Annotated in this window: 22 protein-coding genes; 14 read left to right on the top strand and 8 right to left on the bottom strand. The window is 66.0% G+C overall.

All coding sequences use genetic code 11. The annotated features are described in order from the left end of the window. Positions 1–87 precede the first annotated feature (87 nt). A complete protein-coding gene (locus G6N50_RS25315; protein ID WP_083093629.1) occupies positions 88–807 on the top strand; it encodes a TetR/AcrR family transcriptional regulator in 720 nt (239 codons plus the stop codon). Here the strand turns inward: G6N50_RS25315 and G6N50_RS25320 are convergent. Together G6N50_RS25320 and G6N50_RS25325 are read right to left on the bottom strand one after the other, a co-directional pair. Then, on the bottom strand, positions 723–1,088 hold the full coding sequence (locus tag G6N50_RS25320; protein ID WP_083093972.1) for a hypothetical protein: 366 nt from the start codon (positions 1,086–1,088) through the stop codon (positions 723–725). The two genes, G6N50_RS25315 and G6N50_RS25320, sit on opposite strands and share 85 nt — an antisense overlap. Before the next feature lie 68 nt (positions 1,089–1,156). Next, complete coding sequence (locus G6N50_RS25325; RefSeq protein ID WP_083093627.1) at positions 1,157–1,912, bottom strand: enoyl-CoA hydratase/isomerase family protein; 756 nt, start codon at positions 1,910–1,912, stop codon at positions 1,157–1,159. A gap of 107 nt (positions 1,913–2,019) precedes the next feature. Here G6N50_RS25325 and G6N50_RS25330 point away from each other — a divergent pair, with 107 nt between their 5' ends. The 5 genes from G6N50_RS25330 to G6N50_RS25350 all read left to right on the top strand — a co-directional run bounded on the left by G6N50_RS25330 (position 2,020) and on the right by G6N50_RS25350 (position 6,027). After that, positions 2,020–2,439, top strand: coding sequence for a lipoprotein LpqH (locus G6N50_RS25330; RefSeq protein WP_083093625.1), 420 nt, complete (start codon positions 2,020–2,022; stop codon positions 2,437–2,439). Positions 2,440–2,525: 86 nt separating this feature from the next. Further along, positions 2,526–3,716, top strand: a complete 1,191-nt coding sequence (locus G6N50_RS25335; protein WP_083093623.1) for an amidohydrolase family protein — start codon at positions 2,526–2,528, stop codon at positions 3,714–3,716. An 88-nt stretch (positions 3,717–3,804) separates the two neighbouring features. Then, complete coding sequence (locus G6N50_RS25340; protein ID WP_232068830.1) at positions 3,805–5,208, top strand: FadD3 family acyl-CoA ligase; 1,404 nt, start codon at positions 3,805–3,807, stop codon at positions 5,206–5,208. After that, positions 5,205–5,831: a fatty-acid--CoA ligase gene (locus G6N50_RS25345; protein ID WP_083093618.1), complete on the top strand. Its 627-nt coding sequence runs from the start codon at positions 5,205–5,207 to the stop codon at positions 5,829–5,831. Before G6N50_RS25340 ends, G6N50_RS25345 begins: the two co-directional genes overlap by 4 nt. Before the next feature lie 10 nt (positions 5,832–5,841). Further along, a complete protein-coding gene (locus G6N50_RS25350; protein ID WP_083093615.1) occupies positions 5,842–6,027 on the top strand; it encodes a (2Fe-2S)-binding protein in 186 nt (61 codons plus the stop codon). Between the two features lie 5 nt (positions 6,028–6,032). On the opposite strand, the gene G6N50_RS25355 is transcribed toward G6N50_RS25350, so the two are convergent. Further along, complete coding sequence (locus G6N50_RS25355) at positions 6,033–7,718, bottom strand: alpha-keto acid decarboxylase family protein (protein WP_083093613.1); 1,686 nt, start codon at positions 7,716–7,718, stop codon at positions 6,033–6,035. Between the two features lie 65 nt (positions 7,719–7,783). On the opposite strand from G6N50_RS25355, the gene G6N50_RS25360 reads away from it, so the two are divergent. Genes G6N50_RS25360 through G6N50_RS25375 form a run of 4 tightly spaced genes read left to right on the top strand, consistent with a single transcriptional unit; the run spans position 7,784 to position 10,324 of the window. Then, entirely contained in the window at positions 7,784–8,227 is a 444-nt protein-coding gene (locus G6N50_RS25360) for an SRPBCC family protein (RefSeq protein WP_083093971.1), read from the top strand. Between the two features lie 5 nt (positions 8,228–8,232). Beyond that, positions 8,233–9,315: a CaiB/BaiF CoA transferase family protein gene (locus tag G6N50_RS25365; protein ID WP_083093611.1), complete on the top strand. Its 1,083-nt coding sequence runs from the start codon at positions 8,233–8,235 to the stop codon at positions 9,313–9,315. A gap of 58 nt (positions 9,316–9,373) precedes the next feature. After that, complete coding sequence (locus tag G6N50_RS25370; protein ID WP_083093608.1) at positions 9,374–9,823, top strand: SRPBCC family protein; 450 nt, start codon at positions 9,374–9,376, stop codon at positions 9,821–9,823. Between the two features lie 60 nt (positions 9,824–9,883). Beyond that, entirely contained in the window at positions 9,884–10,324 is a 441-nt protein-coding gene (locus G6N50_RS25375) for an SRPBCC family protein (protein ID WP_083093606.1), read from the top strand. Here the strand turns inward: G6N50_RS25375 and G6N50_RS25380 are convergent. Next, complete coding sequence (locus G6N50_RS25380; RefSeq protein ID WP_083093604.1) at positions 10,321–11,508, bottom strand: pyridoxal phosphate-dependent aminotransferase; 1,188 nt, start codon at positions 11,506–11,508, stop codon at positions 10,321–10,323. The two genes, G6N50_RS25375 and G6N50_RS25380, sit on opposite strands and share 4 nt — an antisense overlap. 288 nt (positions 11,509–11,796) lie before the next feature. Between G6N50_RS25380 and G6N50_RS25385 the strand changes: the two genes are divergently transcribed. After that, positions 11,797–13,008, top strand: a complete 1,212-nt coding sequence (locus G6N50_RS25385; protein ID WP_083093602.1) for an acetyl-CoA C-acetyltransferase — start codon at positions 11,797–11,799, stop codon at positions 13,006–13,008. A 4-nt stretch (positions 13,009–13,012) separates the two neighbouring features. Continuing rightward, positions 13,013–15,157 (top strand): 3-hydroxyacyl-CoA dehydrogenase NAD-binding domain-containing protein, encoded by a 2,145-nt coding sequence (locus G6N50_RS25390; protein ID WP_083093600.1) that lies wholly within the window; start codon positions 13,013–13,015, stop codon positions 15,155–15,157. A 76-nt stretch (positions 15,158–15,233) separates the two neighbouring features. Here G6N50_RS25390 and G6N50_RS25395 read toward each other — a convergent pair whose 3' ends face one another. The 3 genes from G6N50_RS25395 to G6N50_RS25405 form a co-directional block, all read right to left on the bottom strand. Then, positions 15,234–15,839, bottom strand: coding sequence for a class I SAM-dependent methyltransferase (locus G6N50_RS25395; RefSeq protein WP_083093598.1), 606 nt, complete (start codon positions 15,837–15,839; stop codon positions 15,234–15,236). Between the two features lie 24 nt (positions 15,840–15,863). After that, the gene (locus G6N50_RS25400; protein WP_083093596.1) at positions 15,864–16,724 is read right to left on the bottom strand and encodes an LLM class F420-dependent oxidoreductase; all 861 of its coding nucleotides are present in this window, start codon (positions 16,722–16,724) and stop codon (positions 15,864–15,866) included. Positions 16,725–16,793: 69 nt separating this feature from the next. Next, positions 16,794–18,002, bottom strand: a complete 1,209-nt coding sequence (locus G6N50_RS25405) for an FAD-dependent monooxygenase (protein WP_083093970.1) — start codon at positions 18,000–18,002, stop codon at positions 16,794–16,796. A gap of 80 nt (positions 18,003–18,082) precedes the next feature. On the opposite strand from G6N50_RS25405, the gene G6N50_RS25410 reads away from it, so the two are divergent. Beyond that, the gene (locus G6N50_RS25410) at positions 18,083–18,619 is read left to right on the top strand and encodes a TetR/AcrR family transcriptional regulator (protein ID WP_083093594.1); all 537 of its coding nucleotides are present in this window, start codon (positions 18,083–18,085) and stop codon (positions 18,617–18,619) included. Positions 18,620–18,662: 43 nt separating this feature from the next. Next, positions 18,663–19,652 (top strand): LLM class F420-dependent oxidoreductase, encoded by a 990-nt coding sequence (locus G6N50_RS25415; protein WP_083093591.1) that lies wholly within the window; start codon positions 18,663–18,665, stop codon positions 19,650–19,652. 5 nt (positions 19,653–19,657) lie between these two features. Here G6N50_RS25415 and G6N50_RS25420 read toward each other — a convergent pair whose 3' ends face one another. Further along, positions 19,658–19,951 carry a putative quinol monooxygenase gene (locus G6N50_RS25420; protein WP_083093969.1) on the bottom strand — a complete coding sequence of 98 codons (294 nt, stop codon included), beginning with the start codon at positions 19,949–19,951 and terminating at the stop codon, positions 19,658–19,660. Between the last annotated feature and the right edge of the window lie 312 nt (positions 19,952–20,263).

A 20,263-nucleotide genomic window follows, 5' to 3' on the forward strand; every position in this document is an offset into this window, starting at 1 on the left:
GTAATGTCAGGGTCAAGGTCGAGGGCGCCGCGCCACGATACGATCCGTGTGGTCGGCACGGGATGGCACACAGTACGGAGCAACGACATGACATCGGCCCGCAGAATCGGGGCACCGGACGCGAAAAATCGCGTTCTGCTGCTCGATGCCGCCGAGCAGCTGATGCTCGAGGAGGGCTATGCCGCGGTCACGTCGCGCCGCCTCGCGAACAAGGCCGGGCTGAAGCCTCAGCTGGTGCATTACTACTTCCGCACCATGGAAGAGCTGTTCCTGGAAGTCTTCCGTCGCCGGGCGGAAGAAGCGCTCGAAGCCCACGCGCAAATGCTGAAGTTGCCACAGCCGCTGTGGGCGCTGTGGAGATTCGGCACCGATCCCGCCTTCACCCGGATTTCCATGGAATTCATGGCACTGGCCAATCACCGCAAAGACATGCGGGCCGAAATCGCGTATTACGCAGAACGTTTTCGCGAAGAACAGCGCCAAGCGGTGGCGACGGCGCTGGAACGCTACGGCTCCAGGATCCAAGACGAGGGCCAGGACATCGACATTTCTCCGGTGGTGTGGACGGTGCTGATGAGCAGCCTGTCGCGCTTTCTGGTGCTCGAGCAGGCGATCGGCATGTCCGCCGGCCATGCCGAGACGCTGGAGTTGGTCGAGAACTACTTGCGGCGCCTGGAAGGCGAACCGCAGCCGATCGAGGGTGTACCGGAGACCTGGCTGGTTCACCAGTTCCGCAGCGAGCAGAGCACGCCTTTGGGGCCGTCCTTGGATACGACGACGGATCCGTCCACCGCCAGATCGCAGTGAAGTCCCGGCGTGCCGGGCTCTGTGCCCGTGCTCGCCACGACCATCGCGTATACGTCGGGGTTCGACATATCCAGATCGAAGCTCCACGGCTTGCCCGGGGCGATGTCGACGTCGACGTGCGGTGTGAACGAGTAGGGGTTGTGGCTGTAATCGGAGAATTTGTCCGGCTGGTGGTCCAGGTAATAAATGTCTGTATAGATCGGATTCTGCGCGCTGACGGTGTACTTGACGTGATGCATGACCGGGTCATCGGCGTGTGCGCGTCCGCTTCCCGACACCACGCCGGCTGCCGCCAATAGAGAAGCCAACGACACGATGGAGCCGACGTTCAGCAAGGTCCTGATGCTCGTCATGACGCTCCTCCGGCTGCCGCGCGCGGTTTGGCGTTGCGGTTCATGACCCGTTCTGCGGCCTGCCAGTGCGGGTCAGCTACCCATAGTCGTGCGAAGGATGCTATCGCCTCCTCAGGGGAAACTCCGCGGATTACGCGCTTTACCTCGGCCGCGGGCCGGCGCGCCAGCGACCGTGCGACGGATCGCCATCCCTGGTCGGGCGAGTCGAAGACGTCGCGGGGCACGACCTGGTCCACCAAGCCGATGCGTTCGGCGGCGGCCGCGGTGAGCGCCTTTCCCGACCCGGCCAACAGCAGCGCCCGGCTCTTGCCGATTAGCGCGGCCAGTCGCTCGGCGCCGCCCCAGGCCGGCATGATCTCCAGCTGCACCTGGTTGAAGGCGATCTTGATGTCGTCGGCGGCCACCCTGATGTCGGCGGCGACAGCGACTTCGGCGCCGCCGCCGAACGCGTGGCCGTTGAGCGCGGCGATGACCGGGGCGGGGAAGTCTGCCAGCTGATCGCAGATGGACCGCATCCGCCGGGCCATGGCCGCAGCGTCCTCCTCGGTCCGCAGCGCGCTCAATTCCTTGAGGTCGCCCCCGGAGACGAAGGCTTTGTCCCCGGCGCCCTTGATTACCAGCGCCCGCGCGCCCGCCGCCGCATCGAGCGCCTTCTCCAGCTGGTCCATGGTGTCCAGACCGATGGCGTTGCGCGCGTGCGGGCGGTCGATGGTGACCACCGCCAGCCCGTCGTCGATCTCCAGGTCCACCATGTGTTATCGCTCCTCGCAGGAACCCGATATTGGCATTCTCTTTTCGCGAGAATAACATCATCGCTGCAGGCCCAAGAACTTTCGTCAGCGAGGATGGAGGTGACTCGATGCGGAACCGAAGCGTGGTCGCCGTTGCGGTCCTGACCGTGGCCGTGGTCGGGGCGTGCACGTCGCGCCCACCGACCCAACTCGCCAGCACGGCATCGGTCACCGTGAACGGTATCGACCGGAATTTCCACATCGTGAAGTGCGGTCAGGTGGAGTGGACCCGGATGATCGACATCGGCAGCGATTTCTCCGGAGCCAAGGTGGTCATCAACGAGAGTGCGCAACCGGCGATCGCCGAGTCCGTACACATCCAGAACCTGGGTGGGTTCAGCGGGATGTACTCGCGGGGTGGTACCGGCAGTGCGGACATGAGCATTGCAGGTGACAAATTCACGGTCTCCGGCACCGCCGACGGCCAGAAGACGAACAAATCAGGCGAACCGGCGACCGCCACGTTCAAGATCGTCGTGAAGTGCTGATCTCGTCGAATTCCGGATCGGCGGGGCACGTTGCGATTAGGCGCCTGTAGAGAATAGTATTCTCACAAATTGCAAAGGAGGATCTCATGGGCCAGTTGTCCCACAAGGTGGACGTCCCGTTCCCGATCTTTGACGCGGATAACCACCTGTACGAGCCGCCGGAGGCGCTGACCAAGTTCCTGCCCAAGGAGTACAAGGACTACGTCCAGTACGTGCAGATCAACGGTCGTACCAAGATCGCCATCCGCGGCCAGATCAGCAACTACATTCCCAACCCGACCTTTGAGGTCGTCGCCCGGCCGGGCGCATGGGAGGAGTACTTCAAGTACGGCAACCCGGACGGCAAGAGCAAGCGCGAGCTGTTCGGTGAGCCGATGCGCGCCATCCCGGCGTTCTTCGAGCCCGGCCCACGCTTGGAGACGATGAACGAGCTGGGCCTGGACAAGACGCTGATGTTCCCGACCTTGGCCAGCCTCCTGGAGGAGCGTCTGCGTGACGACCCGCTCGCCATCCACGTCCTGGTCCACGCGCTGAACGAGTGGCTGGACGAGGTCTGGGGTTTCAACTACCAGAACCGCATCTTCACCACACCAGTCATCACCTTGCCGATCGTCGAGAAGGCGATCGAGGAGCTGGAGTGGGCGGTCAAGCGTGGCGCCCGCGCCATCCTGATTCGCCCGGCGCCGGTCCCCGGCTACCGCGGTCCGCGGTCGTTCGCGGTGCCCGAGTTCGACCCGTTCTGGGAGCGGGTCGTCGAGCACGACGTGCTTGTCGGCATGCACTCCAGCGACAGCGGCTACTCCCGGTACACCTCGGAGTGGGACGGCGCCGACCAGGAGATGCTGCCATTCCAGACCAACGCGATGGGCATCCTCAACGAGTGGCGGCCGATCCAGGACTCGGTGGGGTCGTGGGTGATTCACGGCGCGCTGTACCGCCACCCGAAGCTGAAGGTCGCGATCGTCGAGGCCGGTTCGAAGTGGATGACCCCGCTGCTGGACGGTCTGGCGGAGGTCTTCCGCAAGGCCCCGGAGGCGTTCCCGAGCGACCCGGTCGAGATGGTCAAGAGCCGGATTCACGTCAGCCCGTTCTTCGAGGACGGCATCGACGATCTGGTCAACCTGGTCGGTGTGGATCAGGTGCTCTACGGCTCGGACTGGCCGCACCCGGAGGGGCTGGCGGAGCCGACCTATTACATCGAGGCGCTGTCGCACCTGTCCACTGAGGACCAGGCGAAGATCATGGGCGGCAACCTCGGTCGACTCGTCTCGGTGTGACGCCGGGCGGCGACTATGCGGAGCGCGAAGCGCGATGAGGAGGAGCCGGCCAATCGGATCTAGCCCAACCTGGCAGACCATCCCCGAGATGGTCTTGAGCGCGGCGGACCGTTTCGGCGACGCGGAAGCAGTCGTTGACGGTCCGCTGCGCCTAACTTTCACGGAGATCGTCGAGCGAATCCGTCGCGCCGCGGGCGCTTTCGCCGACCTCGGCATCGAGAAGGGTGACCGCGTCGCCATCTGGGCGCCCAATTCGGCCGAGTGGATCATCGCGGCATTCGGCTTGCTCACCGCGGGCGGCGTGCTCGTCCCGGTCAATACGCGGTTCAAGACCGAAGAAGCGGGCGACATCATCGCCCGCAGTGGCGTCAAGGCTGTCCTGGTGCAGAAGGGGTTCCTGGACCAGGACTACACCGCGCCCGCCGGGGTGCCGGTCATCGATCTGAAGTCCGACTTCCTATCCAGCGGTTCACCATTCGAGCGGACGGTGAGCGGCACCGACACCTCGGACATCATCTTCACCTCGGGCACGACCGGGCGTCCCAAGGGCGCGATGCTCAGCCACGGCCAAACGCTGCGCATGTACGAGGAGTGGGCGACGCTCGCCGACCTGCGCGAGGGCGACCGTTACTTGCAGATCAACCCGTACTTCCACACGTTCGGGCTCAAGGCGGGCCTGGTCACCTCTTTCCTGCGCGGGGCGACGATGCTGCCCGTCGCGGTGTTCGACGTCGACGCCGTGGTGGATCTCATTGAACGCGAACGCATTACGATGCTTCCCGGTCCGCCGACGCTGTATCACTCGCTGCTGATGGTCAAGGACAAGTCCAAGCTGTCGTCCTTGCGTGCGGGAGTGACCGGAGCCGCCGACATTCCCGTCGAACTGGTGCGCCGCATCCGTGACGAACTGCCGTTCCAGACGTTGATGACGGGTTACGGGCTGACCGAGGCCGGCAACGTCACCCTGTCCCTGCGCGGCGACTCCCCGGAGGACGTCGCCACCACCGCGGGCGTGCCGTGCGACGGGGTCGAGGTGCGCATCGCCGACGACGGCGAGGTGCTGGTCCGCGGCTACGGAGTCATGAAGGAGTATCTCGACGAACCGGAGGCCACCGCCCAAGCGATCGACGGGGGAGGCTGGCTGCACACCGGAGATCTGGGGGACTTCACCGAGACCGGGCGGTTGCGCATCGTCGGCCGGAAAAAGGACATGTTCATCGTCGGCGGATTCAACGCCTATCCGGCCGAGATCGAAGGCTTCCTGATCAACCACCCGGCCGTCGCCCAGGCTGCCGTCATCGGCGTCCCCGATGAACGGATGGGCCAAGTGGGCAAAGCGTTTGTGGTCCGCAAAGGTGACGTCGGCACCGACGAACTGATCGACTGGTGTCGAGACCGCATGGCCGGATTCAAGGTGCCGCGCACGGTACAGTTCCTTGATTCACTCCCACTCAACGCGACCGGGAAAGTGATGAAGGACCAACTTCGATGAACAACGGCGACATCCATTCGATGGTGATCGCGTCCGACTACCGTGTGCCGGACCCGACCCGGGTGTGGCCGCTGCTGGAACGCAATAAAGCCGCCCTGGCCGATATCGGCGCGCACCACGTGCTGGTCTACACCTCGACCCACGACCACGGCCGAGTGCTGGTGATGATCGGCGTCCACAGCCGTGAGCCCATCGTGGAGCTGCTGCGCTCCCGGGTCTTCTTCGATTGGTTCGACGAGGCCGGCGTCGAGGATATCCCCGCGGTCTTCGCCGGCGAGATCGTCGACAGGTTCATCGCGCAGCCGCAGCAAGACCCGGCGGTACCCGGCGTCGTGGTGGCCACCATCGCGTCCGTCAACGACGTCTCCCTGCTGACCTCCGAAGTCAGCACGGCGATCGACAGATTCACCACGGCCGGCATCCGAAAGACGTGGGTATTCCAGGCTTTCGACGACGACCACGAAGTGCTGATCCTGCAGGAGTTGCCCGACGAGGAAAGCGCGCGGCGCTGGATCGACCACCCCGACGCCGCGGCGCAGTGGATGTCTGGGGCGGGCATCGGCGCCTACCCGCCCGTGTTCGTCGGCCGATTCTTCGACATGATGCGCATCGAGGCGGACTGAGGATTCGCCGTTGTACGTGTGCCTGTGTAACGGAGTCACCAGTCACGCCGTGACCGAGGCGGTTTCGTGCGGTGCGTCGACGACGAAGGAAGTCGCCCAGGCCTGCGGAGCGGGCGCCGATTGCGGTCGCTGCCGGCGGACCGTGCAGGCCATACTGCGATCGTCGACCCCGGATCGGCCCCCGAACTCGCGCTAGATCCCTCAGCGCCTCGGGCTGCCGTCCGGTGACGTCGGTTGGACGAGTTCGACGAGCAGGTTGGGGATTTCGAGCCTCGGCAACATCACCTCGACGAACACCATGCGGTCCTGGTGCTCCGCGGCGGCGGTCAGGGCGTCGTCGAGCTCGCCGTAGGTCTGGACCCGAAACGCCAGGTGGTCGGTAACGCCCAGCGCGTGGGGCACGTCCGTCCATTTCCAATTCACGATGTCGTTGTACGGCGCGGTCGCGCCGTGGATCGCCCGTTCGACGGTGTAGCCGTCGTTGTTGACCACCACGATGACGGGGGAGAGGCCCTCGCGTGAAAAGGTGCCGAGCTCTTGGACGGTCAGTTGCGCGGCGCCGTCCCCGATGAGCAACACAGTCCTGCGCTCCGGATGCGCCACCGCCGCCCCGAGCGCGGCGGGCAACGTGTAACCGATTGAGCCCCATAGTGGTTGACCGATGAAGGTGACTCCCTGCGGCAGCCGATGGTCGGCCATGCCGTAGAAGGAGGTGCCCTGGTCGGCGAGCACCACGTTGCCCGGTGTGAGGGCGACACAAAGGCGGTCCCACAACATCTTCTGCGTCAGCGGTTGGTCGCGCGGTGGGGGCGGCGGCAGTGGCTCGGCCGGCGGCGATACCACCGGAGGCGAAGAGATTCCGCGGCGGACCAGGATCGTGGCCAGCGACTCCAGCGCGGCGCCCATTTCCAACGGCGCGAAGACTTCTCCGGCCACACTGCTCTGATATTGGCCGACGTCGATGGTCCGGGCCAGGTCGATCCGCTGGCTGAAGAAGCCGCTGACCATGTCGGTGAAGACCACGCCGGCGGTGACCAACACGGGCGCCCCTTCGATCGCGGTGCGCACCGCCGGCGCGCTGGCGGACCCCGCGTAGATGCCGAGGAAGTTCGGCGAACTCTCGTCGAGCAGGCTCTTTCCCCACATCAACGTGGCGTGCGGCACCACGTCGGCCGCCAGCAACGCCTCGAGTTCTTTGATCGCCTGCAGCCGGTGCACCAGCAAGTCGGCGAGCACGGTGAGCTGATGGTCGCCGATGAGTTCGGTCGCGGCCTCGACGAACATCGCCAGCGCGCGCGGACTGGTGCCGCCGGTGTAGCGGGGCAACGGCGACTGCGGCGGCTCGGTGGGGAAGCGTGCCACGTCGGTGGACAGCAGGATGTATCCGGGACGCTTCTGCTCGCGCACCTCGGACAGCACCCGATCGATCTCGCGGCGGGCCGTCGCGGGCATTAGATTGGCTTGGGCGCAAGTGATTTCGCGGCTGACCCGGAAGAAGTGCTCGAAGTCCCCGTCGCCGAGCGAATGGTGCAGCGCCCTACGGGTGCCCTGGGCATCCTTGGACGGGCCGCCCACGATGTGCACGACGGGCACCTGTTCGGCATAACTGCCCGCGATCGAGTTGGCTGCGGAGAGCTCACCGACGCCGAATGTCGTTACCAAGGCCGACATTCCGCGTAGCCGACCATACCCGTCGGCGGCGTATCCGGCGTTGAGCTCGTTGGCGTTGCCGACCCAACGAATGCTGGGGTGGGCGATGATGTGGTCGAGGAATTCCAGGTTGTAATCGCCGGGAACGCCGAAGATTTCCGAAACGCCGAGCTCGGCGAGACGGTCCAACAGGTAGTCACCGACGGTGTATGCGGGATCGGTCGCGGCATCAGTCACAGGCACGACGGTACGCTCGGTCGAATCCGTTCCGGGTGAGACGCCGTGCCAGTATCGTGCGGGCCATGGCACTCAAAGAATCCCGCGACATCGTCATCGAAGCCAGTCCGGAGGAGATTCTGGACGTCATCGCCGACTTCGAAGCGATGCCCGAATGGTCGGAGCCGCATCAGAGTGCGGAGATCCTCGACACCGGCGATGACGGGCGTCCCCGCCAAGTGAGGATGAAGGTCAAGGTCGCCGGGATCACCGACGAACAAGTGGTCGCCTACACGTGGGGCGACAATGTGGTGAGCTGGAAGCTGGTCAGCTCCTCGCAGCAGAAGGCGCAGGACGGGAAGTACACCCTGGTGCCCAAAGGCGCCGAGACCCTGGTCAAGTTCGAGCTTCTCGCGGACCCGAACGTGCCGCTGCCCGGCTTCGTGCTCAAGCGTGCCGTCAAGGGAACGATCGATTCGGCAACCAAGGCGCTGCGCGATCGGGTGCTCAAGGTGAAGAAAGGCAAGTAGCCCCGGTGAGCGGTGGCGCGCCGCTGGCCGGGGTGAGGGTCATCGAACTCGGTGGCATCGGGCCGGGGCCGCACGCGGGAATGCTGCTCGCCGATCTGGGTGCCGACGTGGTGCGGGTGCGCCGGCCAGCGGGCGGCTTGGGGATGCCGGCCGAGGACCGCGACCTGCTGCACCGCGGCAAGCGGATCGTCGACCTGGACGTCAAGACGCAGCCGCGAGCGCTGCTGGACCTGGTCGCCAAGGCCGACGTGCTGCTGGACTGCTTCCGGCCCGGCACCTGCGAGCGGCTCGGCATCGGGCCGGACGACTGCGCGGCGGTCAACCCGCGGCTGATCTACGCGCGGATGACCGGGTGGGGACAGGACGGGCCGCTGGCGCCGACCGCCGGTCACGACATCAACTACCTGGCGCAGACCGGTGCGCTGTCGGCGCTGGGCTACGCCGACCGGCCACCGATGCCGCCGCTGAACCTGGTCGCCGACTTCGGCGGTGGCTCCATGCTGGTGGTGATCGGCATCGCGGTCGCCCTCTACGAACGGGAACGTTCGGGCCAGGGACAGGTGATCGACGCGGCGATGGTCGACGGGGTCAGCCTGCTGGCCCAGATGATGTGGACCATGAAGTCCACTGGCGCACTGCGCGACCGGCGCGAATCGTTTCTGCTCGACGGCGGCGCCCCGTTCTACGGCTGCTACGAGACCGCCGACGGTAAATATGTCGCCGTCGGCGCCATCGAGCCACAGTTCTTCGCGGCCTTGCTCAATGGGCTTGGCCTCTCACCCGACGACGTGCCCGCCCAACACGACAGAGCTTCCTATCCCCAGATGCGCGCGGTCTTCACCCGACGGTTCGCCAGCCGGGCGCGCGACGAATGGGCGCAGACCTTCGCCGGCACCGATGCGTGTGTCACCCCGGTGCTGACGTGGACTGAGGCCGCCGCCGACGAGCACTTGCGGGCGCGGTCCACGGTGATCACCGCCCACGGGGCCGACCAGGCCGCGCCCGCCCCGCGCTTTTCGCGGACCCCGGCCGGACCGGTCGGAGGGCCGCCGGCGGCGACCACGCCGCTCAGCGAAATCAACTGGTAGGAAACTGTTTACGCTGAATCGGTCCGTTTCGGGGTCGGCGTTGCTAAGTTGATCCTCAGTGGCCGTAAAAGCATCACGGGAATTTGTTGTCAACGCGCCGCCAGAAGTGGTCATGGAGGCGCTGACAGATGTCGGCGTCCTGTCATCGTGGTCGCCGCTGCACAAACACATCGAAGTCATCGACCGGTATCCGGACGGACGGCCCCACCATGTCAAAACCACCATCAAGATTCTCGGGCTGGTGGACAAAGAGGTCCTGGAATATCACTGGGGCCCCGATTGGGTTGTTTACGACGCCAAGGGAACCTCCCAGCAGCACGGGCAGCACGTCGAGTACACGCTCAAGCCCGAAGGGGTCGACCAGACCCGGGTGCGATTCGACATCACCGTCGAACCCGGCCGGCCCATGCCCGCCTTCATCGTGCGGCGGGCAAGTGAAAGCGTTCTCGACGCGGCGGTCAAGGGATTGTGCGACTTGGTGAACCGCGGTTCGGCCGAGTCCGAATAGCCGGAATCGTCCGCGATTTTCGCCTCCGTCGGCGGCGTCGCTGTTGTTAACTAGTAGGCGGTGGCCATACGCGCATCGTCAGAGATTGTCATTGAGGCGCCCCCGGGAGCGATCATGGAGGCGCTGGCCGACATGGACGCCGTGCCCTTATGGTCCCCGTTGCACAAGCGGGTCGAAGTCGTCGACAGATATCCCGACGGCCTGCCACACCACGTCAAGATGACGATCAGAGTCGGCGGCATCGCGGACACCGAAATGGTCGAATATCACTGGGGCCCCGACTGGATGGTCTGGGATGCGCAGAAGACCGCCCAGCAACATGCTCAGCACGGCGAATACAACCTGGAGCGTGAGGGCGACGACAAGACCCGGGTGCGATTCAGCCTCACGATCGAGCTCCGGGCGCCGCTGCCCGGGTTCTGGGTGCGCTCGGCCGGCAACAAAATCCTTCATGCCGCGCTGGATGGCCTGCGCAAGCGTGTGATGGGGGCCCTGGGTTAACCGGCTGACCCGTTTTTCAGCGCGGTCAGGCGCTTGATGGCCTCATCGAGGGTGTCGTCGCGTTTACAGAAGGTGAAGCGCACCAGGTGATTCCACACGTCGGCGGGACCGTGCGTCGCGGCCGGGTCGCAGAATGCCGACATCGGGATCGCGGCCACTCCAACCTTTTCCGGCAGCGCCGCGCAGAACGCGCTGCTGTCGTCGTAGCCCAGCGGACGCGGATCCGCGCACAGGAAGTACGTGCCGGCGCTGTCGTGCACCTCGAACCCGACGTCGATCAGGCCGGCGGCCAGTCGATCGCGCCGTGCCTGCAAGGTGGCGCGCAGGCTGGCGACCCAGGCGTCCTCGGTCTCCAGCGCCAAGGCCACCGCCGGCTGGAACGGCGCGCCGCCGACGTAGCTCAGATATTGTTTGGCCGCGCGCATCCCGGAGATGAGTTGTGCTGGGCCGCAAGCCCATCCGATCTTCCAGCCGGTGCAGTTGAACATCTTGGCCGCGCTCGAGATCGTGATCGTCCGCTCGGCCATGCCGTCGAAGCCGGCCAGCGGAACATGTTGCCGACCGTCGAAGACCAGGTGCTCGTACACCTCATCGGTGATCACCAACAGGTCGGCGGCGACCGCGACCTCCGCGATGGCGGCCAGCTCGTCGGCGCTGAGCACCGTTCCGGTTGGGTTGTGCGGCGAGTTGACGATCAGCGCGCGGGTCCGTGGGGTCACCGCCCGGCGCAGGGCGTCGGCGTCCAGCGCGAAGCCGCGGCCATGGGGGACGAGCGGCACGGCCACCCGTTGCGCCGAGGCCATCGCCACCACCGGCGAGTACGAGTCGTAGAACGGCTCGATGATCAGCACCTCGGAGCCGGGTTCGACCAGGCCCAGAACCGCCGAGGCGATGGCCTCGGTCGCGCCGACCGTCACCAGCACTTCGGTGTCGGGGTCGTACTCGATGCCGTAGCGGCGCTGCCGCTGGGCGGCGATCGCGTGGCGCAGCGGTGCGATGCCGATGCCCGGTGGGTACTGGTTGACGCCGTCGGCGATGGCCTCCTGGGCGGCCTTCAGCATGGCCGGGGGCCCGTCCTCGTCGGGAAACCCCTGACCGAGGTTCACCGCTCCGATCCGCGCGGCCAGCGCCGACATCTCGGCGAACACCGTGGTCGCGTAGGGGCGCAGTCGCGACACCGTCATGGTGGACGAGCTTAGGCGGGGCGGGCGTCTGCGGGTGTCACGCCAGCGTGGCGCCCGGCCCGCCCAGCGCGAAGTTAGGTGCACATTCGGCGTCGAGCGTGAAGTTAGTTTCACATTCGGCCGGACATGGCAGCCATCAGCCCAGCGAGGGCGTGGTATGCCTAACAGGGCGCCTGTGAGCTGCGCGGTCTTGCCCAACCAACAGGTTGGCCGGGGCCCCTGTTAGGGTGGTGCGGGACCTAGTCTTGAAGACGGATTCGAACCCAATTCGGAGAACAGGAAGTCGTCATGTCCGAAGAAGCTTTTATCTATGAGGCCATCCGCACCCCGCGGGGCAAGCAGCGCAACGGCTCGCTGAACGAGGTCAAGCCGCTCAACCTGGTCGTCGGCCTGGTTGACGAGCTCCGCCGGCGCTACCCCGACCTCGACGAGAACCTGATCAGCGACATGATCCTGGGCGTCGTGTCCCCGGTCGGTGACCAGGGCGGCGACATCGCCCGCACCGCCGTGCTGGCGGCCGGCCTGCCCGAGACCACCGGCGGCGTGCAGCTCAACCGGTTCTGCGCCTCCGGCCTCGAGGCCGTCAACACCGCCGCCCAGAAGGTGCGGTCCGGCTGGGACGACCTGGTGCTGGCCGGCGGCGTCGAGTCGATGAGCCGCGTCCCCATGGGCTCCGACGGCGGCGCCTGGGCGACCGACCCCGAGACCAACTACCAGATCGGCTTCGTGCCCCAGGGCATCGGCGCCGACCTGATCGCCACCATCGAGGGCTTCTCCCGCGAGGACGTCGACCGCTACGCGCTGCGCTCGCAGGAAAAAGCGGCGGCGGCCTGGTCAGGCGGCTACTTCGCCAAGTCGGTCGTGCCGGTGCGCGACCAGAACGGCCTGGTCATCCTCGACCACGACGAGCACATGCGGCCCGACACCACCCTGGAAGGCTTGGGCAAGCTGAAGACCGCGTTCGACGGCATCGGTGAGATGGGCGGCTTCGACGACGTGGCGCTGACGAAGTACCACTGGGTGGAAAAGATCAACCACGTCCACACCGGCGGCAACAGCTCCGGCATCGTCGACGGCGCTGCGCTGGTGCTGGTCGGCTCGGAAGCTGCGGGCAAGTCGCAGGGGCTGACCCCGCGGGCCCGCATCGTGGCCACCGCCACCAGCGGCTCGGACCCGGTCATCATGCTGACCGGCCCGACCCCGGCCACGCAGAAGGTGCTCGACCGTGCGGGCCTGACGGTCGACGACATCGATCTCTTCGAGCTCAACGAGGCGTTCGCGTCGGTGGTGCTTAAGTTCCAGAAGGACCTCAACATCCCGGACGAGAAGCTCAACGTCAACGGTGGCGCCATTGCGATGGGCCACCCGCTGGGCGCCACCGGCGCCATGATCACCGGCACCATGGTCGACGAGCTCGAGCGCCGCAACGCTCGTCGCGCGCTGATCACGCTGTGCATCGGCGGCGGCATGGGTGTCGCCACCATCATCGAGAGGGTTTAAGACCATGGCAGAGAACACCATTCAGTGGGACAAGGACGCCGACGGCATCGTCACACTGACCCTGGACGACCCCACCGGGTCGGCCAACGTGATGAACGAGCACTACAGCGAGTCCATGCACAACGCCGTGGAACGCCTTGCCGCCGAGAAGGATTCGATCACCGGTGTGGTCATCACCAGTGCGAAGAAGACCTTCTTCGCCGGCGGTGACCTGAAGGGCATGATCAACCTCGGCCCGGAGAACGCCGGTGAGGCGTTCGACACCGTCGAGTCGGTCAAGCGAGACCTGCGCGCGCTGGAGACGCTGGGCAAGCCGGTGGTGGCCGCCATCAACGGCGCCGCGCTCGGCGGCGGCCTGGAGATCGCGCTGGCCTGTCACCACCGCATCGCCGCGGACGTCAAGGGCCTGGTCGTCGGCCTGCCCGAGGTCACGCTGGGCCTGCTTCCCGGCGGCGGCGGGGTGACCCGCACCGTGCGGATGTTCGGCATCCAGAACGCGTTCATGAACATCCTGTCGCAGGGCACCCGCTTCAAGCCGGACAAGGCCAAGGAGATCGGTCTGGTCGACGAGCTCGTCGGCTCGGTCGAGGAACTGGTGCCCGCCGCCAAAGCGTGGATCAAGGCCAACCCCGACTCACACGAACAGCCTTGGGACAAAAAGGGTTACAAGATGCCCGGCGGCACCCCGTCCAGCCCCGCGCTGGCCGGCATCCTGCCGTCTTTCCCCGCGTTGCTCAAGAAGCAGCTCAAGGGCGCGCCGATGCCGGCGCCGCGGGCCATCCTGGACGCGGCCGTCGAGGGCGCGCAGGTGGACTTCGACACCGCCAGCCGCATCGAGAGCCGCTACTTCACCCAGCTGGTCACCGGCCAGGTCGCCAAGAATATGATCCAGGCGTTCTTCCTGGACCTGCAGCACATCAACGGCGGTGGGTCGCGGCCCGACGGCATCGAGCCGGTCAAGATCAACAAGATCGGTGTGCTGGGGGCGGGCATGATGGGTGCGGGCATCGCCTACGTCTCGGCCAAGGCCGGCTTCGACGTGGTGCTCAAGGACGTCAGCCGCGAGGCCGCCGAGAAGGGCAAGGGCTACTCGGAAAAGCTTGAGGCCAAGGCGCTTCAGCGTGGCAAGACCACCGAGGAGAAGAGCAAGGCACTGCTGGACCGCATCACCCCGGCCGCCGACCCCGAGGCCTTCAAGGGCGTCGACTTCGTGATCGAGGCCGTGTTCGAGAACCAGGAACTCAAGCACAAGGTCTTCCAGGAGATCGAGGACATCGTCGAGCCCAACGCGCTGCTGGGTTCGAACACCTCGACGCTGCCGATCACCGGTCTGGCGACCGGCGTGAAGCGCCAGGAGGACTTCATCGGGATCCACTTCTTCTCTCCGGTCGACAAGATGCCGCTGGTCGAGATCATCAAGGGTGAGAAGACTTCTGACGAGGCGCTGGCCCGGGTTTTCGACTACACGCTGGCCATCGGCAAGACCCCGATCGTCGTCAACGACAGCCGCGGCTTCTTCACCAGCCGCGTCATCGGCACGTTCGTCAACGAGGCGCTGGCGATGCTGGGCGAGGGTGTGGAGCCGGCCAGCGTCGAGCACGCCGGCTCGCAGGCCGGCTACCCGGCACCGCCGCTGCAGCTGTCCGACGAGCTCAACCTGGAGCTGATGCACAAGATTGCCACCGCCACCCGTAAGGGTGTCGAGGACGCGGGCGGCACCTACGAGCCGCACCCGGCCGAGGCCGTCGTCGAGAAGATGATCGAGATCGGTCGTCCCTCGCGGCTGAAGGGCGCGGGCTTCTACGAGTACGACGACGGCAAGCGGACCCGCCTTTGGCCGGGCCTGCGCGAGACGTTCAAGTCCGGTAGCGCGCAGATCCCGTTGCAGGACATGATCGATCGCATGCTGTTCGCCGAGGCGCTCGAGACGCAGAAGTGCCTGGATGAGGGCGTGCTGACGTCGACCGCCGACGCCAACATCGGGTCGATCATGGGCATCGGCTTCCCGCCCTACACCGGTGGTAGCGCGCAGTTCATCGTCGGTTACCAGGGTGCGGGCGGTATCGGCAAGGAAGCCTTCGTGGCCCGTGCCAAGGAATTGGCCGCCAAGTACGGCGACCGCTTCCTGCCGCCGGCGTCGCTGAGCTAATCCTGCGCCACGCACGCGCGGAAGCCCCCGAAACAACGAGGTTTCGGGGGCTTCTTCGTGCGGTGGTCGCGAAAGGCTAACGGCGCCTTTGGAACAGGTAGTACCACGCCGGCGTCTTCTCGGCGCGGTCCAGCTCGCGTTCCGCGCCCGCCGACAGCAGCGTCCAGCTCTGCGTGAATCGTCGTTCCATCTCGGCGCGGTCGACTCCACGCACCCCGACCCGACCGCCCGGCACGAACGCGACGATCAGCAGCCGCGCCCCGGGTGCCGCCAGGGCGCTGATTTCGCGCACGTAGGCGTCGCGATCCGCGTCGCTCATGTTGTGCAGGCACCCGTTGTCGACGATCAACCCGAAGTCCGCGCCGATGCCGGCCTGGCTCAGCTGCGTGGCGTCGGCCTGGACGAAGTCGACCACGGCGCCGGCCGCGCCGGCCTTGGCGCGTGCCCGCTCAAGGGGTTTGGCCACAAAGTCAACCGCGGTGACCTTCCAGCCGTGTTGGGCGAGATAGATCGAGCAGTCACCGGTACCGCAGCCGACCTCCAGGGCCGCCCCGGCGGGCAGCGCGGCCGCGTCGCGGGTTCCCTCGACCAGATCGCGCACGCTCTGCGCGAGCGGATGGCCATCCCATGGGGTGAAACCGATGCGGTAAAAGATCCGGAATAGCGTCTGTTTGGAAGCCATAGCTCACCCTAGGCCCTGGGTTCCCTATCGGGAGGCGGCCGCGATGCGGCGCCATTCCTCCCGCGGGAATGCCCGGGGATCGGCCAGCAGCACCTGGACGCAGACGTGGTCGGCGCCCGCGGAACGATGCTCGGCGACGCGGCGCATGATCGCCTCTTCATCGCCCCACGCGATGATTGCGTTGAAGAGCCGATCGCTCACCTGCGACAGGTCGTCTTCGGAGAACCCGCTGCGCAGCAGGTTGTTGGCGTAGTTGGGTAGGGCCAGATACGCCCGCAGCCAATCGGTTCCGATCTGGCGGGCCTCGTCGGCGCTGTCGGTCAGGATCACCGTCTGTTCCGGAAGCAGCAAGGGGCCCCGGCCCAAAGTCGAACGAGCAGAAGCGGTGTGCTCGGGCGTGACGAGGTACGGGTGGGCGCCGCCGGCGCGGGTAGCCGACAGCGTCAGCATCTTCGGGCCGAGCGCGGCGAGCACCCGGCGCTCGGTGGGGACAGGCCGCGGCGCGGCGTCCAAACCGTCCAGGAATGCGGCCGTCGCCGCCAGCGGTTTGCGGTATCGCCCGGGTTGGCCTGCATCGATCAGCGGTGCGTGGCTGACGCCGATTCCCAGCAGAAAGCGGTCACCGTGCTCGGCGGTCAGCGTCGCGTAGGACTCGGCGGTATCGCCGGGCGAATGCATCCACAGATTCAGGATTCCCGTGGCGATCACGGTCCGCTTGGTCGCGCCGAGCAGATCACCCACCGCGTCGAACACCGGCCCGCCGACATCGGGTATCCAGAGCGCCGGAAAGCCCAGTTCGTCGAGTTCAGTTGCGGCCTCGGCGGATTCGGTGGGATCGCCGTAACGCAGCTGACTGCTCCAGATTCCAACGCCGGTCAGTTCCATGTGCAGCCTTCCCTTCGTGGCGCGCGCCGGCCGCGGCTACTCGGGCCCGCGGCTCTACAGGACATGCTGTCAGACGTCGCTTCCGGTGTATTCGGGCACCGGCATCGAATCGTGCATTCGGACGCCCTTGGTGTTGAGCTTCGCCAACGATCGGGACACCGATCCCGGCATCGCCGAGACCAGTTGAGCGCCACGGGTTAACGCCCACAATCCAATTCGTGAACCTGGGATGATGCCCTTGGCGGCGCCGCGGGCGAAAGTACGGCTGCGATGCACCGGTTCGTGCATCTGTAGTTCATAGGCGGCGAAGGCGCGCAGGTGATCGCCGTCGGCCTCGGCGAGTTCTCCGGCCAGGACATAGGCGCCGAGGACCGCGAGGCTGGTGCTGCCGCCCACCGCGGGGCCCGGGCAGTATCCGGCGTCGCCGACCAGGGTGACCCGACGGCGCGACCACCGGTCGGTGCGCAGTTGGGTGATCGAGTCGAAGTAGAAGGTGGGCGTGCGCTCGAGTTCGCCCAGCCAGCTGTCCACCTGGTCGTGCATCCCGGCGAACGCGCCACGCAGTAATTCCTTCTGCCGCAACGCATCGTGGTGGTCGTAGTCCAATTCCTCTTTGCTGCGGAACATGAACACGGCGCGCGCGTCGTCCAGGTGATCGGCGGTGTAGATCGCGGCCAACCTGCCGACACCGACGTGAGTCACCATCTCGCCGGACTCCGCCATCGCCTTGGGCGCCGACAACACCGCCAGGTATCCCCCGAGGAAGCGGGTCAGCTCGGCCTCCTCGCCGAACGTCAGGCGCCGAACGTTGGAGTGCAACCCGTCGGCGCCGACGATGACGTCGAACGTGCGCGCCGGGCCGTGCTCGAACGTCACGGTGCCGTCGTGCTCGATCGCGGTGATCGAGTCGCCGAACAGGTACGCGACGTCGTCGCGGGCGGCGTCGTAGTAGATCTCGCTCAGGTCGTCGCGCATGATTTCCACGTGCCGGACGGAGGTGGCGGCGTAGATCTTGGTGAGATCGATCCGGGTGGCCTTCGTCCGGCCTTCCCGGCGTATCGTCAGCCGGTCGGTTCCGGTGGCCAGTGCCTCGATGCGTGGGAGGACACCCATTCTCTCCGAGATTTCCATTGCGGGACGGAACAAGTCGACGGCGTGACCGCCGGTTTTGCGCAGCGCCGGTGAGCGCTCCACGACGGTGACGTCGAAGCCGTACCGGGTCAGCCAGTACGCCAGGACCGGGCCGGCGATGCTGGCGCCAGAGATGAGGATCCGCATGATCACCTCCTAACACTTACTTAACGTTCGGTAAGCATAACAACCCACTTACCTATCGGTAAGTCAGATAAACTCGGGGGGTGAGCAGGGCCCGGTCGGACACTCGTGAGCGCATTCAAGAGGTCGCCCGCGAGCTGTTCTTGCAACGGGGCGTGCAGCGCACCAGCCTGCAGGACATCGCGAACCGGCTGGGCATCACCAAACCCGCGTTGTACTACCACTTTCCGTCGCGCGAAGACCTGGTGCGCAGCATTCTGGTGCCGCTGATCGACGAGGGCGAACGGTTCGTCGCCGAGCACGAGAGCCGCGACCGCAACGATGTGCACGAACTGTTGGAGGGCTATTTCGACTTCCACTACCGGCACCGCCGGGATCTGGTCCTGCTGTTGACCGAGCTGTCGACACTGATCGACCTCGACCTCATCGACACCGTGCTGGCGTGGCGTGAGCGGTTGGCCGGGCTGGTGTTCGGTAAGAAGCCGACACTCGCCCAGTCTACTCGGGCGGTGGTCGCGTTCGGCGGCCTGCAGGACTGCTGCGTGCAGTTTCCCGATGCGCCCCAGGAGGAGCTGCGCGAGAAAGCAGTTGCGGCCGCGCTCGACGCGCTCGGGCGCTGACGCCAGCTACCACCGCATCGTCGCCGGGCTAGAGTCCCTTGGTATGCGCTTTGGTCTCTTCATTCCGCAAGGCTGGCGAATGGATCTCGTCGGCATCGAACCGGAAAAGCACTGGGCGGTGATGCGCGACCTGGCTGACCACGCGGACAAGGGCAGCTGGGACTCGCTGTGGGTCTACGACCATTTCCACACCGTGCCGGTCCCGACCGCAGAAGCCACGCACGAGGCGTGGTCGCTGATGGCCGCGTACGCGGCCACCACGTCGCGGATCAAACTCGGCCAGATGTGCACCGCGATGAGCTATCGCAACCCCGTCTACCTCGCGAAGGTCGCCGCGACGGCCGACATCATCTCCGGTGGCCGCATTCAGATGGGCATCGGCGGCGGCTGGTACGAACACGAATGGCGGGCCTACGGTTACGGATTCCCCTCGGCGGGCGTGCGATTGGGCCGGCTGGACGAGGGCGTGCAGATCATGCGCGATGCCTGGCGCGACGGCAAAGTCAGTTTCGACGGCAAGCATTACCAGGTCGACGGTGCGATTGTCGCGCCTAAGCCCCTGCAGGACAACGGGATTCCACTGTGGATCGCCGGTGGTGGCGAGAAGGTGACGTTGCGTATCGCCGCCAAGTACGCGCAGTACACCAACTTCACTCCCGAGCCGGAGGCATTCGCCCACAAGTCCGAGGTGCTGGCCGAGCACTGCCGCAACGTGGGCACCGACTTCGACGCCGTCGTGCGTTCGGTCAACGTCAACGCCATCGTGGGCACGTCGGAGGCCGACGTCAAAGATCGGCTGCGACGCGTCCGCGACCGCCTGGTCGGCTGCGTGAGCGAGGCCTCCGCGGATGCGATGATCGCCGGCACCAGCGGGCCGGACTCGGCGACGGGCACGACCGAACAGGTCATCGAGCGGCTCACCAAGCTCCGTGACCTCGGGTGCGAATATGCCATATGCTACTTCCCCGAGGCCGCCTACGACCGTTCCGGTATCGAGATGTTCGAACGAGAGGTCATGCCGGCGCTGAGCTGATCGCGCTAGATGTCGCTGGTGACGTACCGAGTCTTGACCGGAGGCGCGGCCAGCAAAGGCGGCAGCTCCGTCAGCTTGCCCTCGCCGGCACGAAACGCGCGGTAGGCCTCGTCGTGCTCGACCGTCTCCCACAACTCGTAGATGATCCAGTGCGCTTCGTCTTCCTCATCGACAAGCACGTCGGTGCGGACATTGCCGTCGAACGCCCGGGTGTCCTGCAGCGCCCGGCCCATGACCTCGCGTGCCGCGGCGACCTCGCCGGGCTTGATCTTCAGTTCGAGTAGCACCGTGATCGGCATCATCGTCTCCTTAATCCGGGGTTCAGCGCCCGTCACCGAGTCTAGGTAGTCGCCCCAATTCAATAGAGTGCCTCACTGTCGCGTGGCCAGGGAATTCGAGTAACGCTAAAAGTTTCCAAAGGTCGGATCCGACGGCCATCGCGATGGTAGCGTCCTCTTCGCGATAGGGGGCGCACGACGGTAGTCGAGCGGCCCCAAACAGCCGCCCGCACAGTGCAACTCCGCCAGGTGCCATTCGCTACAGATACACGGTGGATCAAGACAATCGTCATATGAGGCCAAATCGTGTGGGTGGGAGGGGCTTCGGATGAA

The organism is Mycobacterium mantenii (assembly GCF_010731775.1).
Lineage (GTDB): Bacteria > Actinomycetota > Actinomycetes > Mycobacteriales > Mycobacteriaceae > Mycobacterium > Mycobacterium mantenii.

Bases quoted from the DNA above. Each gene is read 5' to 3' on its own strand.
- G6N50_RS25315 (WP_083093629.1), top strand. From the start codon at position 88: ATGACATCGGCCCGCAGAATCGGGGCACCGGACGCGAAAAATCGCGTT.
- G6N50_RS25325 (WP_083093627.1), bottom strand. From the start codon at position 1,912: ATGGTGGACCTGGAGATCGACGACGGGCTGGCGGTGGTCACCATCGAC.
- G6N50_RS25330 (WP_083093625.1), top strand. From the start codon at position 2,020: ATGCGGAACCGAAGCGTGGTCGCCGTTGCGGTCCTGACCGTGGCCGTG.
- G6N50_RS25335 (WP_083093623.1), top strand. From the start codon at position 2,526: ATGGGCCAGTTGTCCCACAAGGTGGACGTCCCGTTCCCGATCTTTGAC.
- G6N50_RS25340 (WP_232068830.1), top strand. From the start codon at position 3,805: ATGGTCTTGAGCGCGGCGGACCGTTTCGGCGACGCGGAAGCAGTCGTT.
- G6N50_RS25345 (WP_083093618.1), top strand. From the start codon at position 5,205: ATGAACAACGGCGACATCCATTCGATGGTGATCGCGTCCGACTACCGT.
- G6N50_RS25360 (WP_083093971.1), top strand. From the start codon at position 7,784: ATGGCACTCAAAGAATCCCGCGACATCGTCATCGAAGCCAGTCCGGAG.
- G6N50_RS25380 (WP_083093604.1), bottom strand. From the start codon at position 11,508: ATGACGGTGTCGCGACTGCGCCCCTACGCGACCACGGTGTTCGCCGAG.
- G6N50_RS25385 (WP_083093602.1), top strand. From the start codon at position 11,797: ATGTCCGAAGAAGCTTTTATCTATGAGGCCATCCGCACCCCGCGGGGC.
- G6N50_RS25390 (WP_083093600.1), top strand. From the start codon at position 13,013: ATGGCAGAGAACACCATTCAGTGGGACAAGGACGCCGACGGCATCGTC.
- G6N50_RS25395 (WP_083093598.1), bottom strand. From the start codon at position 15,839: ATGGCTTCCAAACAGACGCTATTCCGGATCTTTTACCGCATCGGTTTC.
- G6N50_RS25400 (WP_083093596.1), bottom strand. From the start codon at position 16,724: ATGGAACTGACCGGCGTTGGAATCTGGAGCAGTCAGCTGCGTTACGGC.
- G6N50_RS25405 (WP_083093970.1), bottom strand. From the start codon at position 18,002: ATGCGGATCCTCATCTCTGGCGCCAGCATCGCCGGCCCGGTCCTGGCG.
- G6N50_RS25415 (WP_083093591.1), top strand. From the start codon at position 18,663: ATGCGCTTTGGTCTCTTCATTCCGCAAGGCTGGCGAATGGATCTCGTC.
- G6N50_RS25420 (WP_083093969.1), bottom strand. From the start codon at position 19,951: ATGCCGATCACGGTGCTACTCGAACTGAAGATCAAGCCCGGCGAGGTC.